16 protein-coding genes are annotated in these 17901 nt (G+C 72.1%); 1 reads left to right on the top strand and 15 read right to left on the bottom strand.

Features of this window, described 5'->3' with window-relative positions:
* Window positions 1-10 precede the first annotated feature (10 nt).
* The 15 genes from ACH34S_RS26740 to ACH34S_RS26670 form a co-directional block, all read right to left on the bottom strand.
* Window positions 11-778 (bottom strand): fumarylacetoacetate hydrolase family protein, encoded by a 768-nt coding sequence (locus ACH34S_RS26740; protein ID WP_395955561.1) that lies wholly within the window; start codon window positions 776-778, stop codon window positions 11-13.
* Between the two features lie 69 nt (window positions 779-847).
* Entirely contained in the window at window positions 848-2149 is a 1302-nt protein-coding gene (locus ACH34S_RS26735) for a cellulose binding domain-containing protein (RefSeq protein ID WP_395955560.1), read from the bottom strand.
* 83 nt (window positions 2150-2232) lie between these two features.
* Window positions 2233-2604 (bottom strand): tol-pal system YbgF family protein, encoded by a 372-nt coding sequence (locus ACH34S_RS26730; RefSeq protein WP_395955559.1) that lies wholly within the window; start codon window positions 2602-2604, stop codon window positions 2233-2235.
* Between the two features lie 172 nt (window positions 2605-2776).
* Window positions 2777-3136 (bottom strand): hypothetical protein, encoded by a 360-nt coding sequence (locus ACH34S_RS26725; RefSeq protein WP_395955558.1) that lies wholly within the window; start codon window positions 3134-3136, stop codon window positions 2777-2779.
* A gap of 59 nt (window positions 3137-3195) precedes the next feature.
* Complete coding sequence (locus ACH34S_RS26720; RefSeq protein WP_395955557.1) at window positions 3196-3483, bottom strand: GNAT family N-acetyltransferase; 288 nt, start codon at window positions 3481-3483, stop codon at window positions 3196-3198.
* 38 nt (window positions 3484-3521) lie between these two features.
* Window positions 3522-5099, bottom strand: a complete 1578-nt coding sequence (cimA, locus tag ACH34S_RS26715) for a citramalate synthase (protein ID WP_395955556.1) — start codon at window positions 5097-5099, stop codon at window positions 3522-3524.
* A gap of 259 nt (window positions 5100-5358) precedes the next feature.
* Entirely contained in the window at window positions 5359-6462 is a 1104-nt protein-coding gene (locus ACH34S_RS26710; RefSeq protein ID WP_395955555.1) for a branched-chain amino acid aminotransferase, read from the bottom strand.
* 227 nt (window positions 6463-6689) lie between these two features.
* Window positions 6690-7745 carry a 3-isopropylmalate dehydrogenase gene (locus ACH34S_RS26705; protein WP_395955554.1) on the bottom strand — a complete coding sequence of 352 codons (1056 nt, stop codon included), beginning with the start codon at window positions 7743-7745 and terminating at the stop codon, window positions 6690-6692.
* 43 nt (window positions 7746-7788) lie between these two features.
* Complete coding sequence (locus ACH34S_RS26700; RefSeq protein ID WP_395955553.1) at window positions 7789-8481, bottom strand: (2Fe-2S)-binding protein; 693 nt, start codon at window positions 8479-8481, stop codon at window positions 7789-7791.
* Between the two features lie 708 nt (window positions 8482-9189).
* On the bottom strand, window positions 9190-10779 hold the full coding sequence (serA, locus tag ACH34S_RS26695; RefSeq protein WP_395955552.1) for a phosphoglycerate dehydrogenase: 1590 nt from the start codon (window positions 10777-10779) through the stop codon (window positions 9190-9192).
* 293 nt (window positions 10780-11072) lie between these two features.
* Window positions 11073-11711 carry a hypothetical protein gene (locus tag ACH34S_RS26690; RefSeq protein WP_395955551.1) on the bottom strand — a complete coding sequence of 213 codons (639 nt, stop codon included), beginning with the start codon at window positions 11709-11711 and terminating at the stop codon, window positions 11073-11075.
* A gap of 362 nt (window positions 11712-12073) precedes the next feature.
* A complete protein-coding gene (locus tag ACH34S_RS26685; RefSeq protein WP_395955550.1) occupies window positions 12074-13603 on the bottom strand; it encodes a DUF2079 domain-containing protein in 1530 nt (509 codons plus the stop codon).
* Between the two features lie 80 nt (window positions 13604-13683).
* Window positions 13684-15660 (bottom strand): FtsX-like permease family protein, encoded by a 1977-nt coding sequence (locus ACH34S_RS26680; protein ID WP_395955549.1) that lies wholly within the window; start codon window positions 15658-15660, stop codon window positions 13684-13686.
* On the bottom strand, window positions 15657-16373 hold the full coding sequence (locus ACH34S_RS26675) for an ABC transporter ATP-binding protein (protein ID WP_395955548.1): 717 nt from the start codon (window positions 16371-16373) through the stop codon (window positions 15657-15659). The genes ACH34S_RS26680 and ACH34S_RS26675 overlap by 4 nt, the downstream gene beginning before the upstream one ends.
* Window positions 16370-16966: a PadR family transcriptional regulator gene (locus ACH34S_RS26670; protein WP_395955547.1), complete on the bottom strand. Its 597-nt coding sequence runs from the start codon at window positions 16964-16966 to the stop codon at window positions 16370-16372. The genes ACH34S_RS26675 and ACH34S_RS26670 overlap by 4 nt, the downstream gene beginning before the upstream one ends.
* 137 nt (window positions 16967-17103) lie before the next feature.
* Between ACH34S_RS26670 and ACH34S_RS26665 the strand changes: the two genes are divergently transcribed.
* On the top strand, window positions 17104-17895 hold the full coding sequence (locus ACH34S_RS26665) for a hypothetical protein (RefSeq protein WP_395955546.1): 792 nt from the start codon (window positions 17104-17106) through the stop codon (window positions 17893-17895).
* Window positions 17896-17901 lie beyond the last annotated feature (6 nt).

The following is a 17901-nucleotide window of genomic DNA, read 5'->3' as shown; positions in this document are numbered from 1 at the left end:
GGCGTTCCCCTCAGTCGCGGGCGACGACGCGGTTGGTCAGGCTGCCGACGTTCTCGACGGTGACGGTCACCTCGTCGCCGATCTCCAGCGGACCGACGCCGGCGGGCGTGCCGGTGAGGATGACGTCGCCGGGCAGCAGCGTCATGACCTGGCTGACGTACTCGACCAGCGCCGGGATGTCGTGCAGGAGCAGGGAGGTGCGGGCGTCCTGCCGGACCTCGCCGTTGACGGTCGTGGTGATGGCCAGGTCGGCGGGGTCGGCCTCCGTCTCGATCCACGGGCCGATCGGGCAGAACGTGTCGAAGCCCTTGGCCCGCGTCCACTGCCCGTCCTTCGCCTGGAGGTCGCGGGCCGTGACGTCGTTCGCGCACGTGTAGCCGAGGATGACCTCGGCGGCGCGGGACGCCGGGACCTCGCGGCACATCCGGCCGATGACGACGGCCAGCTCGCCCTCGTAGTCGACCCGCTCGGACAGTTTCTGCGGGTAGGCGATCGCCTCGCCCGGGCCGATCACGGCGGTGGACGGCTTGGCGAACACCACCGGCTCGGCGGGCGGCGCGGCACCGCCCATCTCGCGGACGTGGTCGGCGTAGTTCTTGCCGATCGCGATGACCTTGCTGGGCAGGATCGGCGCGAGCAGCCGGACGTCGGCGAGCGGGAGCCGCTGCCCGGTGAACGTCAGATCACCGAACGGGTGGGCCGCGATGGCGGCGACGGTGTTCTCCTCCACCACGCCGAAGGACATGCCGTCGTCGGTGGAGAACCTGGCGATACGCATGGTCGAAAGCCTAGCCAATGCCAGGGACACGTCCCCGGCGCCCCGGAAACCCCTTTGAAGCCGGGGCCCTCAGAAACCGCAGGAGCGGCCGTTGAGCCGGCAGGCCTTCGGGGTGGACGTCGCGCCCGACGCGCCGAACCGGACGTCCCACGTCCCGCCCGGCGGGATCGCGGGCGCGCCGTCCAGGTTCCTGAGCTCGGCGTTCGCGCCGCCCTTGACGAGCCGCGCGCCCCAGATGTTCTTCACGGTCGCGCCGGGGACCTGGAACGTGAGGCGCCACGCCCGCATCGGCCGGTCGGTGCGGTTGGTGATGACCATCCTGCCCTCGAAGTACCCCTGGCTCTGCTGGACGAGCGCGTAGGTGATGCCATTGCCGTCCAGCACGGGGCCGATCGGCACGCTCGGCGCGGCCGGTGCCTGGGTCGCGGGCGGCTGCCCCGGCACCCCGCCCGCGGGCTCGGTGGGCGCCGGAGGCGTCGTGGGCGCCCCGTCCGGCGGCGGACCGCCGGGCTCGCCGGGCGACGCCGAAGGGGAGATCGCCGAAGCCGGCGGTGTCGGCGTGGCCTTCCCCGTCGTCTCGGAGCCCCGGTTGTACAGCAGCACCGCGGCCGCGGCGATGGCGAGGAGCAGCACCAGGCCGATCAGCGCGATCAGCAGCACCCGACGTCCCGAGCGGCTCCGCCCGGACGGGGGCACTCCCCCGGACGGCGAGGCGACGTGCGCCATCGCCGGTGCGGTCGCCTCCACTGAAGGCGGCGGCACGTACGCGTGCGCCGGGCCAGAAGCCGGAGTCGTGGAAGGAACCGGGGCCGGAGCGGGTGCGGGTGCGGGAGGCGCGGCCCCGTGGCCGGGGTCTGGCGACTCCGCCTCAGCGCCGAACTGCTCCGTCCACGGCCCGTCCTGGGTCCCGGGACGCGCCGCCTGCGGTTCGGCGGGCGCGGGCGACGCGGGCGGCGCCTGCTCGTGCATGGCCGCCTGCTCGGCCGCCGGAGCCTCGTCGGGCACCGTGGCCGGATCGGCGTCCTGGGCGGGCTTCTCAAGCGCCACCACCTTCGGCGGCACGGGGATGTCGGAGACGGTCACGGACGACCGCACCTCGTGGTCGTCCTCCGGGTCGTCCTCCGGGGCGTCCTCGAGGTCGTCGACCGGGACGTCGGTGAACGTGGCCGCCGGCTCCTCCACCTGCGTCACGTCCTGGGCGGTCACGCCGGGGTCGATGAGATCGTCCACGGGCTCGTCGACGATGGTCGCCTCCGGTCCCGGCTCGGCGGCGGCCTGCGGGGCCGCGGCCCTCCCCGGTACGCGGAACTCGGCGGTGGTCCTGTGGTCCGGGGGCACGTACCCGGGCTCCTGGCCGCTCAACTCGTCCACCTTCTCCTGTCCTCGATCTCATGGAGTCCGACGACGGGCACGGGGCATCGGTTCATGACGAACCGGGAGGAGTCGGATGGCCGTCAGCCGGTCGGGGCGGGTTCCACCCCGCGGCGGGCCGCCTGCCGCAGCTGCCGGTTGAGCATGTCGGTGATCAGCTCGATGGCGTCGGGGGTGGTGGCGTCCTGCGCCCCGCTGAGCCAGCGGGTTGCCTCGGCGAGCAGGTCCTCGGCCGAGCCCGCGGCGGTGTCCGCGTCCGCCAGCAGGCCGAGCACGGCACCGAGCCGCAGCGCCGCGTCCGCGCGGCCCGACTCCGCGGCCCGCCGGTACCAGCCAGCGGCCTGCTCCAGGTCGCCCTCGCGCTCGTAGGTCTCGCCGAGGCCGAAGGCCACGTCCGCCCACGTCCCGTCCGTCGGACGCCCAAGGTCCTCGGGGCTCCAGGGTCGGACAGGCATGCGATCACTCCGGCAGGTCGGTCAGCTGAGATACGGCACGTGGAAACGTCACACGTGTCGTGCGGCTCTCATAGTGGACGCACCACCCGAAATCCGCCACCGATTTAGCAACTTTCGGCGAAATTTCTACGCTGCCACCCCGGCAATGGCGGAAACACGCCGTCTATGAGCATCAACCCATCGGACCCCAGCCGTCGCGGACCGGACCATAGGCGCGAAAGCGCCCCAGGCGCGGGCCCACCACGGCGGCGAACGAGGCCACGGCGCAGACGAGGGTGACGGGGGGCGCCCCGGCGCGGCGTCCGATCACGGCGGTGAGCAGCAGGGCGACGCCGCCCGTCGAACAGTCCGTCGCGGCCTCGGCCGCGCGAGTGACGAGCGGCAGGGTGGAACCATGCGTGTAGAGGTGGGCGCGCACCTGGCCGTGGCGCTGCGCCGCTGCAACCGCCGCGCCCGCGGTGAAGCGGCGGGTCGCCGACACGGGCGCCGACCTCGCCTTCGTCACCTCCGGCTTCGTCTTCGAGACCGTCATCACGTCCGCGCAGGCGCGGCTCCGGGCCGTCTGAGCGCCCCGCGGCCCGGCGTCGGGCGTCAGGCGGCCATGAGGTCCTGGTAGTCCGGGTGCCTTTCGATCCACTTCTTGATGAACGGGCAGATCGGCACCGGCACGACCGACAGGCCCCGCGCCCGGACGTCGTCCAGGACGCCTCGGGCGAGCGCGCCGCCGACGCCCTTCCCCTCGAACGCGGACCCGACCTCGGTGTGGACGAGGGCCAGAGAGCCCTCCCCCATCTCGTACTCGAGGAATCCGGCGAGCTCGCCGTCCAGCCTGATCTCGTAGCGGTTCTGCCCGGCGTTGTCGGTGATCTCGGTGCTCATGCCCCCGATAATGCCCGCCGAGCAGGAAGAATTCCCGGCTAGCCCGCCTCGTGGCCGGCGCGGAGCAGGCAGTAGGTGACGGCCTCCTCCAGTGCCTGCCAGGACGCGGCGATGACGTTGTCCTCGACGCCGACCGTGCCCCATTCGCGTTCGCCGTCCCCGGACTCGACGAGGACCCGCGTCCGGGCGTCGGTGCCGTGCGCGCCCTCCAGGATGCGGACCTTGTAGTCGACCAGCTCCAGCCGCGCCAGCTCCGGGTAGAGGCGGCCGAGCGCGATGCGGAGCGCGTTGTCGAGGGCGTTGACGGGGCCGTTGCCCTCGCCCGTGGCGATGATCCGCTCGCCCTTGGCGTGCAGCTTGACGGTGGCCTCGCTGACCATGGAGCCGTCCGGGCGGCGCTCCACGATCGACCGCCACGACTCGACCTCGAAGTGCCGCTGCCGGACGCCGGTCAGCTCCTCGCGCAGCAGCAGCTCGAACGAGGCGTCCGCGGCCTCGAAGGTGTAGCCGTCGGACTCCAGCTCCTTGACCTTGGCGACGACGGCCTTGGCCTTCTCGCCGGACAGGTCGTAGCCCAGCTCGCGGCCCTTCAGCTCCACGGACGCGCGCCCGGCCATGCTCGACACCAGCATCCGCATGTCGTTGCCGACGGCGGCCGGGTCGATGTGCTGGTACAGGTCCGGGTCGACCTTGACGGCGGAGGCGTGCAGCCCCGCCTTGTGCGCGAACGCCGACACGCCCACGTAGGGCTGCTGCGAGCCGGGCGCGATGTTGGTGACCTCGGAGACGGAGTGCGCGATCCGGGTCATCTCGGCGAGCTGCGCGTCCGACACCAGCGGCATCCCGCGTTTGAGCTGCAGGTTCCCGATGACGGTGAACAGGTTGGCGTTGCCGCTGCGCTCGCCGTACCCGTTCGCGCAGCCCTGGACGTGCGTCGCCCCGGCCTTCACGGCGGCGAGCGAGTTCGCGACCGCGCAGCCGGAGTCGTCGTGGCAGTGGATGCCGACGCGGACGCCGAGCGACACGACGTCGTGGACGACGTCGGCCAGCTCGTCCGGCAGCATGCCGCCGTTGGTGTCGCACAGCGCGACGACGTCCGCGCCCGCCTCGGCGGCGGTGCGGACGGCCTCCAGCGCGTAGGCGCGGTTGGCCTTGTAGCCGTCGAAGAAGTGCTCGGCGTCCAGGAAGACTCGTTGGCCCTCCGCACGCAGGTGGGAGACCGTGTCGCGGATCATCGCGAGGTTCTCCTCCAGGGTGGTGCGGAGGGCCAGCTCGACGTGCCTGTCGTGGCTCTTGGCGACAAGGGTCACGACAGAGGCGCCGGAGTCGCGCAGCGCGGCAACCTGAGGGTCGTCGGCGGCCCGCACACCGGCCCGGCGGGTCGCGCCGAACGCGGTGAGCTGCGCATGCGTCAGGTCGAGCTCTGTTCGAGCCCGCCTGAAGAACTCGGTGTCCTTGGGGTTGGCTCCGGGCCAGCCGCCCTCGATGAAGCCCACGCCAAGGTCGTCAAGGTGCCGCGCGATGGCGAGCTTGTCGGGCACGGAGAGGTTGAGCCCCTCCTGCTGCGAGCCGTCGCGCAGGGTGGTGTCGTAGACGTGGAATGCGTCGCCTTGCATAGCGTGGTACCCCCAAGGGGCTGCGCCAGGACACAAAAAAGACCCCTCACGGACGTGAGAGGTCTGCGCGCCGGCGCTGTCCCGTTAGCTGCTGCCGGCGCGCCAGCCGATAATCACGAGGCTGTCGCGCATGATGAGCGCCAGTCTGCCACATGGTTTCCACTAGTGGGACATCTGTCTCAGATAATGAGACGTGAGGATCCCGTGAAACGGCTCGGCCCCGGCACGTGGCGCGCCGGGGCCGTGCTCGTACCGCCGGTCAGACGATCTTGTGGATCCAGCCGTAGGGGTCGGGACGGGTGCCGTACTGGATGCCGACCAGCGCCTCGCGCAGCCGCATCGACACCTCGCCGGGCTCACCGTCGCCGATCGTCCACTCGCGGTCGGCGCCCTTGACCCGGCCGACCGGGCTGATGATCGCGGCGGTGCCGCAGCCGAACACCTCGGTGATCTCGCCGGACGCGCAGCCCGCCTCCCACTCCTCGATGCTGATCTTGCCCTCCTCGACGGGGACGCCGAGGTCGGGGGCCAGCTTGAGGACGGAGTCGCGGGTGACGCCGGCGAGGAGCGTCCCGGTGAGCGCGGGCGTGAGGACGCGGGCCTGCGTGCCGGAGCCGTAGACGAACAGCAGGTTCATCGAGCCGACCTCCTCGACCCAGCGGTGCTCCACCGCGTCCAGCCAGACGACCTGGTCGCAGCCCTCCGCGACGGCCTGCGCCTGCCCCGCGAACGAGGCCGCGTAGTTCCCGCCGGTCTTGGCCTCGCCGGTGCCGCCCGGCGCGGCGCGGGTGTAGTCCTGCGACAGCCACACCGAGACCGGCTTGATGCCCCGCGGGTAGTACAGGCCGGACGGGGACGCGATCACCATGAACAGGAACTCGTTCGCCGGGCTGTTGACGCCGAGCGCGCGGGTGGTCGCGAACATGAACGGGCGCAGGTAGAGGCTGTGGCCCTCGGCGTCGGGCACCCAGTCCTTGTCGGCGCGGACGAGCGTCTCGATCGCGTCCACGAACAGTTGCTCGGGGATCTCCGGCATCGCCATGCGGCGCGCGGAGCGGTTCATCCGGGCCGCGTTCATGTACGGCCGGAAGGTGACGACGGAACCGTCCGGCTGCTTGTAGGCCTTGAGGCCCTCGAACAGCTCCTGGGCGTAGTGGAGCACCTGGCTGGCCGGGTCCAGCTGGATCGGCCCGTACGGCTCGAGCTTCGCCTCGTGCCAGCCGCGGTCCGCGGAGTACCGGATCGTGACCATGTGATCGGTGAAGTACCGGCCCCAGCCGGGATCGGCCAGGATGCGCTCACGTTCAGCGGCGGTCGCGGGCCGCTCCGTGCGCGTGATCTCGAAGTCCAGGGTGTCGCTCATCGCGGTTCACGTCCTCTCGCGGATCGCCGGCACGGCCCCATCGCCGTATCGGCTTCCTCGTCACCATTGTCGTACTTCGTCCAGACTGACTCCTTCACCGAACATCTTCCTCCGGCGGGGACCGAACCGGAGAGGAAGAGTGTTCTCACGGCGCACGCGAAAACCGGGCGCGCCGCGAGGGCACGCCCGGAGTTCTCTGTTCCGCTGACCGGCAGAGAGGCGTGCCCTCAGCCGGATACTCGCTTGGCGATCGCGTCGCCGATCTGGGCCGTGGACCGCTCCCCGAGCGCGGCGCGCTCGGCGAGGTCGTCCGAGACGGCCTGCTCGACGCGGCGGGCGGCCTCGCCCGCGCCAATGTGGTCGAGCAGCATCGCGACGGACAGGATCGTCGCGGTCGGGTCGGCCTTGCCCTGCCCGGCGATGTCGGGGGCGCTGCCGTGCACCGGCTCGAACATCGACGGCGCGGTGCGGGCGGGGTTGACGTTGCCGGACGCGGCGAGCCCGATCCCGCCGGCGATCGCGGCGCCGAGGTCGGTGATGATGTCGCCGAACAGGTTGTCGGTGACGATCACGTCGAAGCGCTGCGGCTGCGACACGAAGAACATCGTGGCCGCGTCGACATGGCAGTAGTCGGTCGTGACCTGCGGGTACTCCGCCGCGACCTGCTTGAGGACGCGCTGGTACAGCTCCCCGGCGAAGGTCAGGACGTTGTCCTTGTGGACGAGCGTGAGCTTCTTGCGGGGCCGCGAGGCGGCGACCTCGAACGCGTACCGGACGACCCGCTCGACGCCGTAGGCGGTGTTGACGCTCTCCTGCGTGGCGACCTCGTGCGGGGTGCCCTTGCGCAGCACGCCGCCGACCCCGGTGTAGGGGCCCTCGGTGCCCTCCCGGACGACGACCATGTCGACGTCGCCGGGCGTCACGCCCGCCAGCGCCGTCGCGACGCCCGGGAACAGCTTCACCGGGCGCAGGTTGACGAAGTGGTCCAGCTCGAACCTGGCCCGCAGCAGCAGCCCGCGCTCCAGCGTCCCGCTCGGCACGCTCGGGTCGCCGACGGCGCCCAGCAGGATGACCTCCTGCTCGCGCAGCTCGTCCAGAACCGAGTCGGGCAGCGTCTCGCCGGTCCGGTGCCAGCGGGCGGCGCCGAGGTCGTAGGAGGTCCGCTCGAACGCGAGACCACTGGACGGCGACACGGCGTCGAGGACCTTCAGCCCTTCGGCGACCACCTCGGGACCGATCCCGTCTCCGGGGATGACGGCCAGGCGAACACTGCGGGAAACCATGCGCGCACTCTACTGCAAACGTCTCAGTGCGTGGGCTTTCATCTCATATTTCGGGACGAACGTCCCGTTTCAGCAGGGAACAGTCGCCGCACATCCCGCCGCCCGGGACGCGGTAGTACAGGCAGCAACTGCGCCGCACGTACCCGTCCGGCCCGAACGCTCCCGCCGCGGCCAGCGGCTCCCGCGCGAGCAGCTCCCGGACGACGGCACGCCGCGCGGGATCGGGCGCCCCCACGTTCAAGCTCCCGGCAAGGGCGGCGGCCGCGTTGCCCCAGACAAGGCCCTCCGCGAGCCCGACGATGGTCGACAGCACGTCGCGAAGCGGCTTGAGGAGCCCGTCGACGACCATGGGATGGATGAGTGCGGCGGCCTCGGCGGCATCGTCCGCCCGCCACCCGGACGGCTCGTCCAGCCGGAAGGCGATCGCCTCGCCGGGCGCCCAGTACCAGCGCAGCCCGCCCAGGTCGGGCACGATCCCGCGCGAGCCGGCCGCGACGACCGGCGACCAGATGCGGGCCGCGAGCCCCTGAAAGACCAGCGACCCCGCGACCCGCTTCTCCCGGGTCCTAAGCCGCTCGGCGTAGTCCCTGGTCATCGCGCCGAACCGGGTGGCCGCACCGGGAAAAGGTTCCCAGCCGGGACCGCCGGGTCCAACGCCGATCTCGAAGAACTGCCCGAGCCGGGCCACGTCCCGAAGCACCCGAGCAACCTCGGCGGAACCCACATCGAGCGCCATAGCCCCCAGTGTCCCACCGCAACAACCTCAGCCGTCGCCGCGATCACGCAACGACCTCAACGCCTGCGATCGCGACCGAAGGCAGGTTTCGAGCCTGCGAGAAACCTGATCGCGCAGCGAGCCGCCAGGCGAGCCGAAGCGATGCAGCGATCGCGCGCGTTTCTCGACGATGGAGGCCCTCTAGGGCCGAAGGCGGAGAGAAACGCTAGTCAGCACGCCGGTCCAGGGCGGCCTGCAGGGCGCGGGCTGCTTCTTCTTCGGCGTCGTCGGCCGCGGTGTTGTTCAGGGTGTCGTTCATGATGGTTTGCTCCGTGTCGCTGTGCTGAGACCAGTGGGGACGCCGGGAAGACGTGGTTCACACGGTCCGGCGAAGGCATCGGACTCACGGCCAGGCAGAGCCTCCGCAGCGGGTGCCGGCCTGCCGATGATCAGGCCCCGCTGCGGCAGCGAAGGATTACTACGAAGCGCCGCATGACTACCTGCGAGATTACCCCCGGTCCGGCGGGCTGTCCCGACCCGTGGCGGAAAATCTCACACTGTGAGACGCGAGAGTCCTCAGTCGTCGCGTGAGCGCGTTACCTGGCCGGGGAGACAAAGCTGGAGGCGAGCCTCTCCGGGCAGATCGCGAAGCGATGCAGCGCTCACACAATCTCGGCCCGGAGTGCGAGCCGCCAGGCGAGCACTCCGGGCCGAGATTGAATAGGAACGTCAGCCTTCGAGGTCGACCCGGCGGCCCATGTCGGCGCCGACCTCGGCGCGGATGGCGTCGACGAGCTGCGGCGGGATGGCCGAGTCGACGGTCAGCGCGATCAGCGCCTTGCCGCCCTTGGCGTCCCGGCCGACCTGCATGCCCGCGATGTTGACCTGCTCGTCGCCGAGGATCTTGCCGACCGCGCCGACGATGCCGGGCCGGTCGACGTAGGAGAAGAACGCCATGTGCTCGGTCGGGACGAGCTCCATGTTGTAGCCGTTGATCTCGATGATCCGCTCGGCGTGCTTCGGGCCGGTGAGCGTGCCGGACACCGACACGACGGCGCCGTCGGACATCGTGCCGCGCACCTGGACGACGTTGCGCCAGTCGGGGCTGTCCTCGCTGGTGGTGAGGGTGACCTCGACACCGCGGTCGCGGGCGAGGAGGGGCGCGTTGACGAACGTCACCGTCTCCTCGATCACGTCGAGGAACACGCCCTTGAGCGCGGCGAGTTCGAGCACCTTGACGTCGTGCTCGGCGATCTCGCCGCGGACGACGACGTCGAGCCGGACGGGGACGCCGCCCGCGAGGGAGGTGAAGATGCGGCCGAGCTTCTCGGCGAGCGGCAGGCCGGGCTTCACGTCTTCGGCGACCGCGCCGCCCTGGACGTTGACCGCGTCCGGGACGAACTCGCCGGACAGCGCGAGCTTCACCGACCGGGCGACCTGCGTGCCCGCCTTCTCCTGCGCCTCGTGGGTGCTGGCGCCGAGGTGCGGGGTGACGACGACGCTGTCGTGGTGGAACAGCGGGCTGTCGGTCATCGGCTCGGTGCTGAACACGTCGATGCCGGCGCCGGCGACGCGGCCCTCCTTCAGCGCGAGGTCGAGCGCGCCCTCGTCGACGATGCCGCCGCGGGCGGCGTTCACGATCCGGACGGTCGGCTTCACCTGCCGCAGCTCGCGGTCGCCGACCAGGCCGAGCGTCTCGGGCGTCTTCGGCAGGTGGACGGTGATGAAGTCGGACTCGGCGAACAGCTCGTCCAGCGTGACGAGTTTCACGCCGAGCTGGGCGGCGCGGGCGGCCTGAACGTAGGGGTCGAACGCGATCACGTTCATGTCGAAGGCGGCGAGGCGCTGCGCGACGAGCACGCCGATGCGGCCGAGGCCGAGCACGCCGACGGTCTTGCCCTGCAGCTCGACGCCGGTGTACTTGGACCGCTTCCACTCGCCCTGCTTGAGGGCGCTGTGGCCCTGCGGCACGTTCCGCGCGGTGGCGAGCAGCAGCGCGATGGCGTGCTCGGCGGCGGTGACGATGTTGGACGTGGGCGCGTTGACGACCATGACGCCGGCCTTGGTCGCGGCCTCCACGTCGACGTTGTCGAGCCCGACCCCGGCGCGGGCGACGACGCGCAGCTTGGCGGCGTGCTGGAACACCTCGGCGGTGACCTTGGTGGCGCTGCGCACGATCAGCGCGTCGACGTCGGCGACGGCGGGCAGCAGCAGCGCGCGGTCGGCGCCGTCGACGTGGCGGACCTCGTAGTCGGCTTCCAGCACGGCGATGCCGGCGGGCGAGAGTTCTTCTGCGACGAGGACGACGGGCTTGCTCAAAGGAGACAGTCCTTAGGAAAGTGGATGGCCGTGTGATGTGCGTGCAGGTGACGTCTCGGGTCACCTCGTCGTGCCCTCGCCCCCAGGCGCCGATTCTATCTCCCGGGGGCGGACGCCATTCGCGGCGGGGAGACTCCTACCGGTAAGTCCGGCTTGGCCGGAACGTGCGCAGGGTGGGGCCCGGTACACGGCTTTCGCGGCCGGCGGTCCGGTCCGGTCTGGGCCGGTGCCCGCCGGGCGCCCCGCCGGTGCGGGCCGGGCCGGTCAGGCCGTGCCGGGCCGCGTCCGGCCGGTCAGGCCGCGTTGGGCTCGGGCATCGCGACCAGGACGGACGCGACCTGCTCCGCGTCGGCGACGTGGACGTGCGGGACGTCCACGTACACGCGCAGCGGCCCGGCGGGCAGCCCCAGCGCGTCGGCGACCTGGACCTGCACCTCGCGGAGCGGGATGTAGGTCAGGTAGCCCCGGTAGACGTTCTGCGACCGGAACATCGCCGTCATGATCAGCCGGTAGCCGCGGATGCGGAAGGACAGCGCCGTGAGGCTGGGCAGCCCGTCCGCCGGCTCGCCGGGGATCGTGAGCGAGATCCAGGCGCTGGTCGTCCAGGGCCTGGCGCGCAGCAGGTCGACGACCCAGCGGATCTGGTCGTTGCCCTCGAGGTCGTGCAGCCGCGGCCAGTACCGCCCGCGGACGGTGCGGCGGGTGCGCTCCTGCGCCCGCCGGACGATCCGCGTCCGGTCGCCGTGCTCGTGGAGGATCGGGTCCTCCCAGCTCAGCGAGGTGACCTCGAACAGCAGCGGCGGTCCCTCGATGATGGGGCCGCCCTCCTCGAGACCGGCCTCGCCGGCACTCCAGACATGCCGCAGGACGCCGATCCAGGCCTCGCCGCAGCTGTCCCAGCGCCGGACGTCCTTCTCCTCGTCCGCCGGCACGTCACGACTCCCCGCCGCAATTCATGCGATGGCCCGCATTGCGGATCCGGGAATACGCTGCCCGCGGCATTCCCGCGCGGAGGGTGCTTTTCGCTACCCCTCCGGCCCGTGACCCTCCGTTGTTGTTGTTGAACAGCATCACACCACTCATGCTCTCCGCCCCAATACCCGCCACGGCGGCGGTCGCACGAGTGTTTGCGCGGGGTCCCCGCGCCGGCCGCAGCCGTCACGGCTTTCCTCAAGTATCAGGCAAGAAGCGCTAAAACGACAGAGGAATTTACCTAGTAAGTTCCTTCACTATCATTCTGACCCGTGCTTCGATGATCGGTCACCTGGACAATCTGTCCAAAATGTCGTGATTATCATGGGCCCCGGGTCCCGGACGTGCGGTGCAGCACGATGTAGCCGTCCCGCCGGAAGACCTCGCGGTAGCCCGCCGCCTCCAGCTCCGCCACCCGCCGCCGCTGGTCGGCCGCGCTCGCGAACGGGAACTCCAGCCGCCCGACGTAGGCGACGACCCAGGGCGCGCCGCGCGAGTGCCCGTCCCACAGCATGACGCGGGCGCGGTCCGTCAGCGCGGGGCCGACGCCGTTGGCCGCCTCGACGAGCGCGCCGTCCGGGATCCGCGCGGCCGCGGCGGACGCGGCGCGGGCCCGGTCGTTCCGCGCCCACAGCGCCGGGTCGGCGAGGTGGCGGTAGGCGAAGAACGGCACGCAGACGATCATTGCGGCCAGGATCGCGGCCGCCGGGAGCGCGGACGGGGCTCGTCGCAGGGCTGGGATTCTGCCGCGCAGGCGTACCGCGCCGTCCACCGCCGCCAGGACGAGGACGGCGATGATGAACGCGTTGTAGTGGTAGTGCGGCTCCCACCAGTTGCTGAAGCGGCTGTTGAGCATCCGTTCGGCGAGCAGCGGCAGCGCGGTCAGCGTCAGCGGCGATGCCAGCGGAAGCAGCAGCAGCGGTAGGACGACCAGCGCCATCGTCAGAACCTTCTGCGGCGGGGTGCCGAGAACGGCGACGACGTCCCACGGATGGGTCAGCGCGTGGACGGCCGCGTGGGGCAGGTCCGGGCCGAGCGACCCGTACGCCCAGTAGTAGTCGTCGTCCCCGCCGAACGCCGGGATGATCATGCGGGAGCTCGCCCAGGTGGCGGCCAGCCCGACGACGGCGTAGGCGAGCCCCGCCCGCCGGTCGCCGCGCGGCAGCAGGTCGCGCAGCCGCCTGGGCCGGGTCTCGTAGCGGGTGAGCAGGTAAAGGCCGAAGCCCGTGAGCAGCAGCCCCATGTCCTCCTTGACCAGCAGCAGGACGAAAGCCGCCACTGCGGCCTGGCCCCGCCGTCCGGCGTCGTGGCGCTCCACCATCAGCGCCGACAGCAGCGGGACGAACGCGACCTCATGGAAGTCGAACGCGATCGCCTCGGCGATCGGCCACGACAGTGCGTACGCACCGGCGGCGAGGTATGCGGCGCGGGCGCCGAGCCTGCGCTCGGTGAACCGCCAGATCGGCACGATCGCGAGCGCGAGCAGGACGGCCTGCGCGACCAGCAGCGTCTCCGGCCCGTCGTGGATCCAGTAAAGCGGTGCCAGCAGGACGAGGATCGGCGAGAAATGGTCGCCGAGAATGGAGAACTCCGGCCCGAACTCGTTGTGGACGCCCTTCACGATGGCGACCGGCCACTCGAACCGGCTGTAGGAGCGGATCGCCTGGTCGAAGATGACCAGGTCGTAGCTGCCCACCCGGAACGCCCGCAGCCGCATCAGCGAGTACGCCGTGTACAGCACGGCGCTCGCGGCGATCATCGTCGTGAGCGCCATCCGCCGGCGCCCGGACCGTCCCCCGTCACCCGCCGGGACCTGCTCGGCAGGCCCCTCCACCGCAACCGCCTCAGCCACGCGCCGGACGCTACCAGCAGCGCCCGGCACGTGGCCGACCTCGTGGCCGGAGGCCCGCCGACTCCTAGGGTGACCAGGCCCTAGGAGTGGACGCGGTGGGTCATCGTGAGGCGGTTCCGGGTGAAGGTCCCGGCGACGAGGGCCGCGGCGAGCGGGATGAGCACGCCGACGGCGAGCAGCAGCGTCCACGGGATGTCGATGATCGTGCCGTGCTCGGCGACGCCCGTCTCCTCCGGCGTGCTCGTCAGCGGCCGCGCGACCGCGAGACCCGGGACGAGCCCGCCCGCGATGCCGAGCCAGCAGCCGAGCCCGGCGACGAACGCCGCCTGCCCCATCGTCAGCAACCGCCAGGTCAGCGGGCGGGAGCCGACCGCGGCGAGGGTCGCGTGGTCGGGCCTGGCGTCGGCCGTCGCCAGGCTCGTGGCGATCAGCGCGCCGCCGAGCGCCAGCACGCCCGCCACGGAAGCCAGCAGAATCATGGTTCCTCCGAATGACTCGGTGAAGCCGCGCTCGACGTAGACGGCGTCCACGTTCCGGTTGAAGGGGGTCACGGCCTTGGCCAGCCGTGCCTCCTCGGCCTTCGTGACGCGGTGGTCGGCGCGGTCGACCCCGAACGCCTCCGTCCGGACGGGCAGGCCGATCCGCTCGGCGATCCGCGGCGGGATGATGGCGTGCACGCCCGGATCGCCGCTCCCGGCGACCGCCGGCAGGCCCTCGACCTGGCTGACGGTGCGCTGCCTGTCGTTCTCCCAGACGAACACCCTGGCGGTCGTCGTCGCGCCGTTGGCGGGCTTGGCCCCGAACAGCACGACCTTGCCGGCGTCCAGGGCGGAGATGATGGCGGGGTCGTCGCGGCCGAGCAGCATGCGCGCCTCGCGGGAGCCCCCGACCACGTTGTCCACGAGGACGGCGTAGGTAGTCGGGTCATCGCGGGCGGTGAAGCTGAGGGCCGGGCACTGCGCCGCGTCGCGGCTCAGGCACGTCCCGCCGGGCCCGGGCAGGGACTTCAGCGGGAGGAGGGGAAGCCCGGGCAGGTCGCGCCGGACGGCCTGCTCAAGCTTGTCCGCGCCGGTCTCCGGCGCGCGGATGAGCGTGCTCCCCATGGGCAGCGTCGCCCGGTACTCCATCTGGCTCTGCCGGAAGTCGCTGGCGCCCCCGATGGCCAGCGCGGTGATCCCGGCGACGGCCGCGGTGATCGCGGCGACGGCGGGTGCGGTGCGGGCGCGGTTGCGGGCACCGTCCCGGACGGCGAGCCGCAGCGGCAGCGGGAGCCGGGGCGCGAGCCGCCCGGTCGTCCCGACGATCCACGGGCAGGCCAGCACCAGGCCGATGATGATCGCCACCGCGCCGAACGCGGCACCGAACTCGCGCAGGAGGCTGACGCCCATGAGGGCCGTCACCACCCCGGCGAGGACGAGCACGCCGCCGGCGATCGGCCATCCGCGCCGGGACCGGCCGGGCGGGTCGCGGCGGCCGGAGAGGGCGGCGGTGACGTCCATCCGCGCGGCCTGCGCGGCGGGCAGCAGCGCGGCCGCCACCCCGCTCCCGGCACCGAGCAGCATCGTCACGACGACCTGGACCCATGGCATGCGGAACGGCCCGAGCGGTTCGCCGTCCACGGCCTCCAGGATCGGCAGGGCGGTCGCCGCCGCGAGGGTCCCGAGGACCGCCCCGCCCACCGCGGCGATCCCGCCGAGGAGCAGGCCGGACGCGAGGACGACGGCGCGCAGGTGCCGGTCCGACCCGCCCGACGCGGCGACGAGCGCGAGGTCGCGGCGCCGCCTGCGGGCGTCCACCACTAGCGCCGGGCCCGCGAGGAGGACGACCTGCAGCAGGATCATCGTGATCGCCATGGCGGTGATGGCGCTCTCGGCGGCGGACGGTCCCGTGACCTCCCCGGTGCCCTCCACGGAGGCCTGGCCCGTCCGCCACAGGACGGCGAGCGCGACGATCGCCGCGACCGGGAGCCCGATCATCGCGAGGATCAGCGCCGTGCGGCCCTTGGCGCGCAGCGCGTCCTGCCTGGCCATGCGCAACGCGAATCGGTAGCGGTTCACGGCGCCTCCTGGAGGAGGGTCTCGGGGCCGGTGCGTGCGGGCGTCGCGTCGACGACCCGGCCGTCGCGCAGGAACACGACCCGGTCCGCCCAGGCGGCGTGCCTGGACTCGTGCGTGACCATTAAGCAGGACGCGCCCGCGTCGCAGCGGCCGCGCAGGACGCGCATGACGTCCTCGCCGGTGTGGCTGTCGAGCGCGCCGGTCGGCTCGTCGGCGAGGACGAGCCGGCGGTCGCCGACCAGCGCGCGGGCGATGGCGACGCGCTGCTGCTGGCCGCCGGACATCTCGTCCGGGAACCGGTCGGCCAGCTCCTCGACGCCGACCTCCGCGAGCGCCTCCCGCGCCTGGAGCCGGGCCCGGCGGGCGCGGACGCCGTCGAGCTCGCGGGGCAGCATGACGTTCTCGGCGGCGGTCAGGCTCGGGATGAGGTTGAGGTCCTGGAACACGTATCCGACGCTGCGGCGGCGCAGCGCCGACCGTCCGGACGGGCCGAGCGCGCCGATGTCGGCGCCGTCCAGCACGACCTGCCCCGACGTGGGCGTGTCGAGGCCGCCGGCGAGGGTCAGCAGCGTGGACTTGCCGGACCCGGACGGCCCCATCACGGCCACGAACTCCCCCGCGGCGACGTCGAGCGTCACCTCGCGGAGTGCGTGGACGAGAGCGGGCCCGGTCCCGTGGTCGCGGGAGACGTCCCGCAGGGCGAGCAGGCTCATCGGCGTGCCTCCTCATCGGTCTCCACCGGGGCGTGCGCGGGCGGGGACGCCGGAGAAGGCGCCGGGGACGGTGCGCGGGCCACGTAGGTCTCGCAGTGGTCGAGCCAGCGCACCTCGGCCTCCGCCTGGAAGATCATGGATTCGAGGACGAGCCGCCACGCGCGGTCGCCCTGCTCGGCGGGGACGGCGGGCGCGTCGGCCTTCAGCCGGGTGAGGTCCTGCAGGGCGCGCAGGGTGGCGCCGCGCTGGGTCTGGACGACCTCGGCGACGTCCACGCCGGGCGTGGTGACGGCCATCGCCAGCTTGATCGCCAGCTCGTCGCGGGGCCGGTCGGCGCGGACGATCGGGGTGGCGAACCACCGCCGCACGTCCGCCTCGCCCGCCGGGGTGATCCGGTAGACGAAGCGGCCCTCGTCGTCGGCGCCGACGCGGGTGACGAGCTCGTCGCGTTCGAGGCGGGACAGCGTGGAGTAGACCTGGCCGATGTTGAGCGGCCAGGTGGCGCCGGTGGACGACTCGAACTCGGCGCGCAGTTGGTAGCCATAGCGGGGCCCCTGGGACAGGAGTGCCAGCAGCCCATGACGGATCGACATACCTACCAAGTATGCATACCGCGTATGCCCCCCGCAATACCGAGTATGTATCGGGGCGACACGCCAGGCGGATTTCACTGTGCGCAACCGTTCGGACCCTTAACGTGACCACTGATCCCCGGAAATCAGGAGAGACCGTGTCCTCGGACTGCACCATCAGCGTGTTGCGCGACGTCCTGCGCGTGTACGACCACCGCTACCTGAGCCTCGACCGCGTCCAGCGCGAGCGCCTCGTGGAGGGCACCCGCCGCGTCATCGGCGAGGAAGGGCTCAGCGACGCCGCCCGCGCCGCGCTGCCCGCGTCCGTCCGGCTCAGGGCGTTCTGCATCCAGCACGGCCTGAACGACGAGCTGGAACGGCTGATCAGCGACGAGATGGACGGCGTGCTGGCGGGCGCGGTCGTGGTCGGCGGGCGGATCTACGCCATGTACCCCTACCTGCGCGGCGTCCCCCGCCAGGACGCCGACATCACGACCGAGGTCGGCGTCGACCACCACCTGGACGCCGTCACCTGGCAGAACAGGAAGATCCGCATCCGCGGCTTCGCGGCGCTGCAGCGCGTCGAGACCGACCGGACCGCGGTGGACGTCATCCTGCGGGAACGGACGTCCGGGCGGGAGCACGGCTTCCTCGCCGAGCCGCGCCAGGAACGTCCCGGCGCGTTCGAGGCCGTCGCCGACCCCGCCGTCGTCGAGCCGGGACGCTGGGACGTGCACGTCACCGCGACGAGCCTCGGCGTGACGCGCGAGGCCCGCTTCGGGTCGGTCCGCGGCGAGGATCTGAAGACCGTCGAGCAGCGGCGCACCGCCGACGCCAAGGACGTCAGGGTCTACTTCACCAAGGGCGGCCACCTGGCGCTGGTCGTCGCCGAGACCGTCGGCCGGCCGCCGCTGCGCAGCAGGTTCCGCCGCTTCCGCCGCACCCGATGAACGCGG

It is taken from the genome of Actinomadura sp. 3N508 (genome assembly GCF_044326375.1).
Lineage (GTDB): Bacteria > Actinomycetota > Actinomycetes > Streptosporangiales > Streptosporangiaceae > Spirillospora.
The sequence above is the reverse complement of the archived record's forward strand: the minus strand, read 5'-3'. Positions and strand labels throughout refer to the sequence as shown.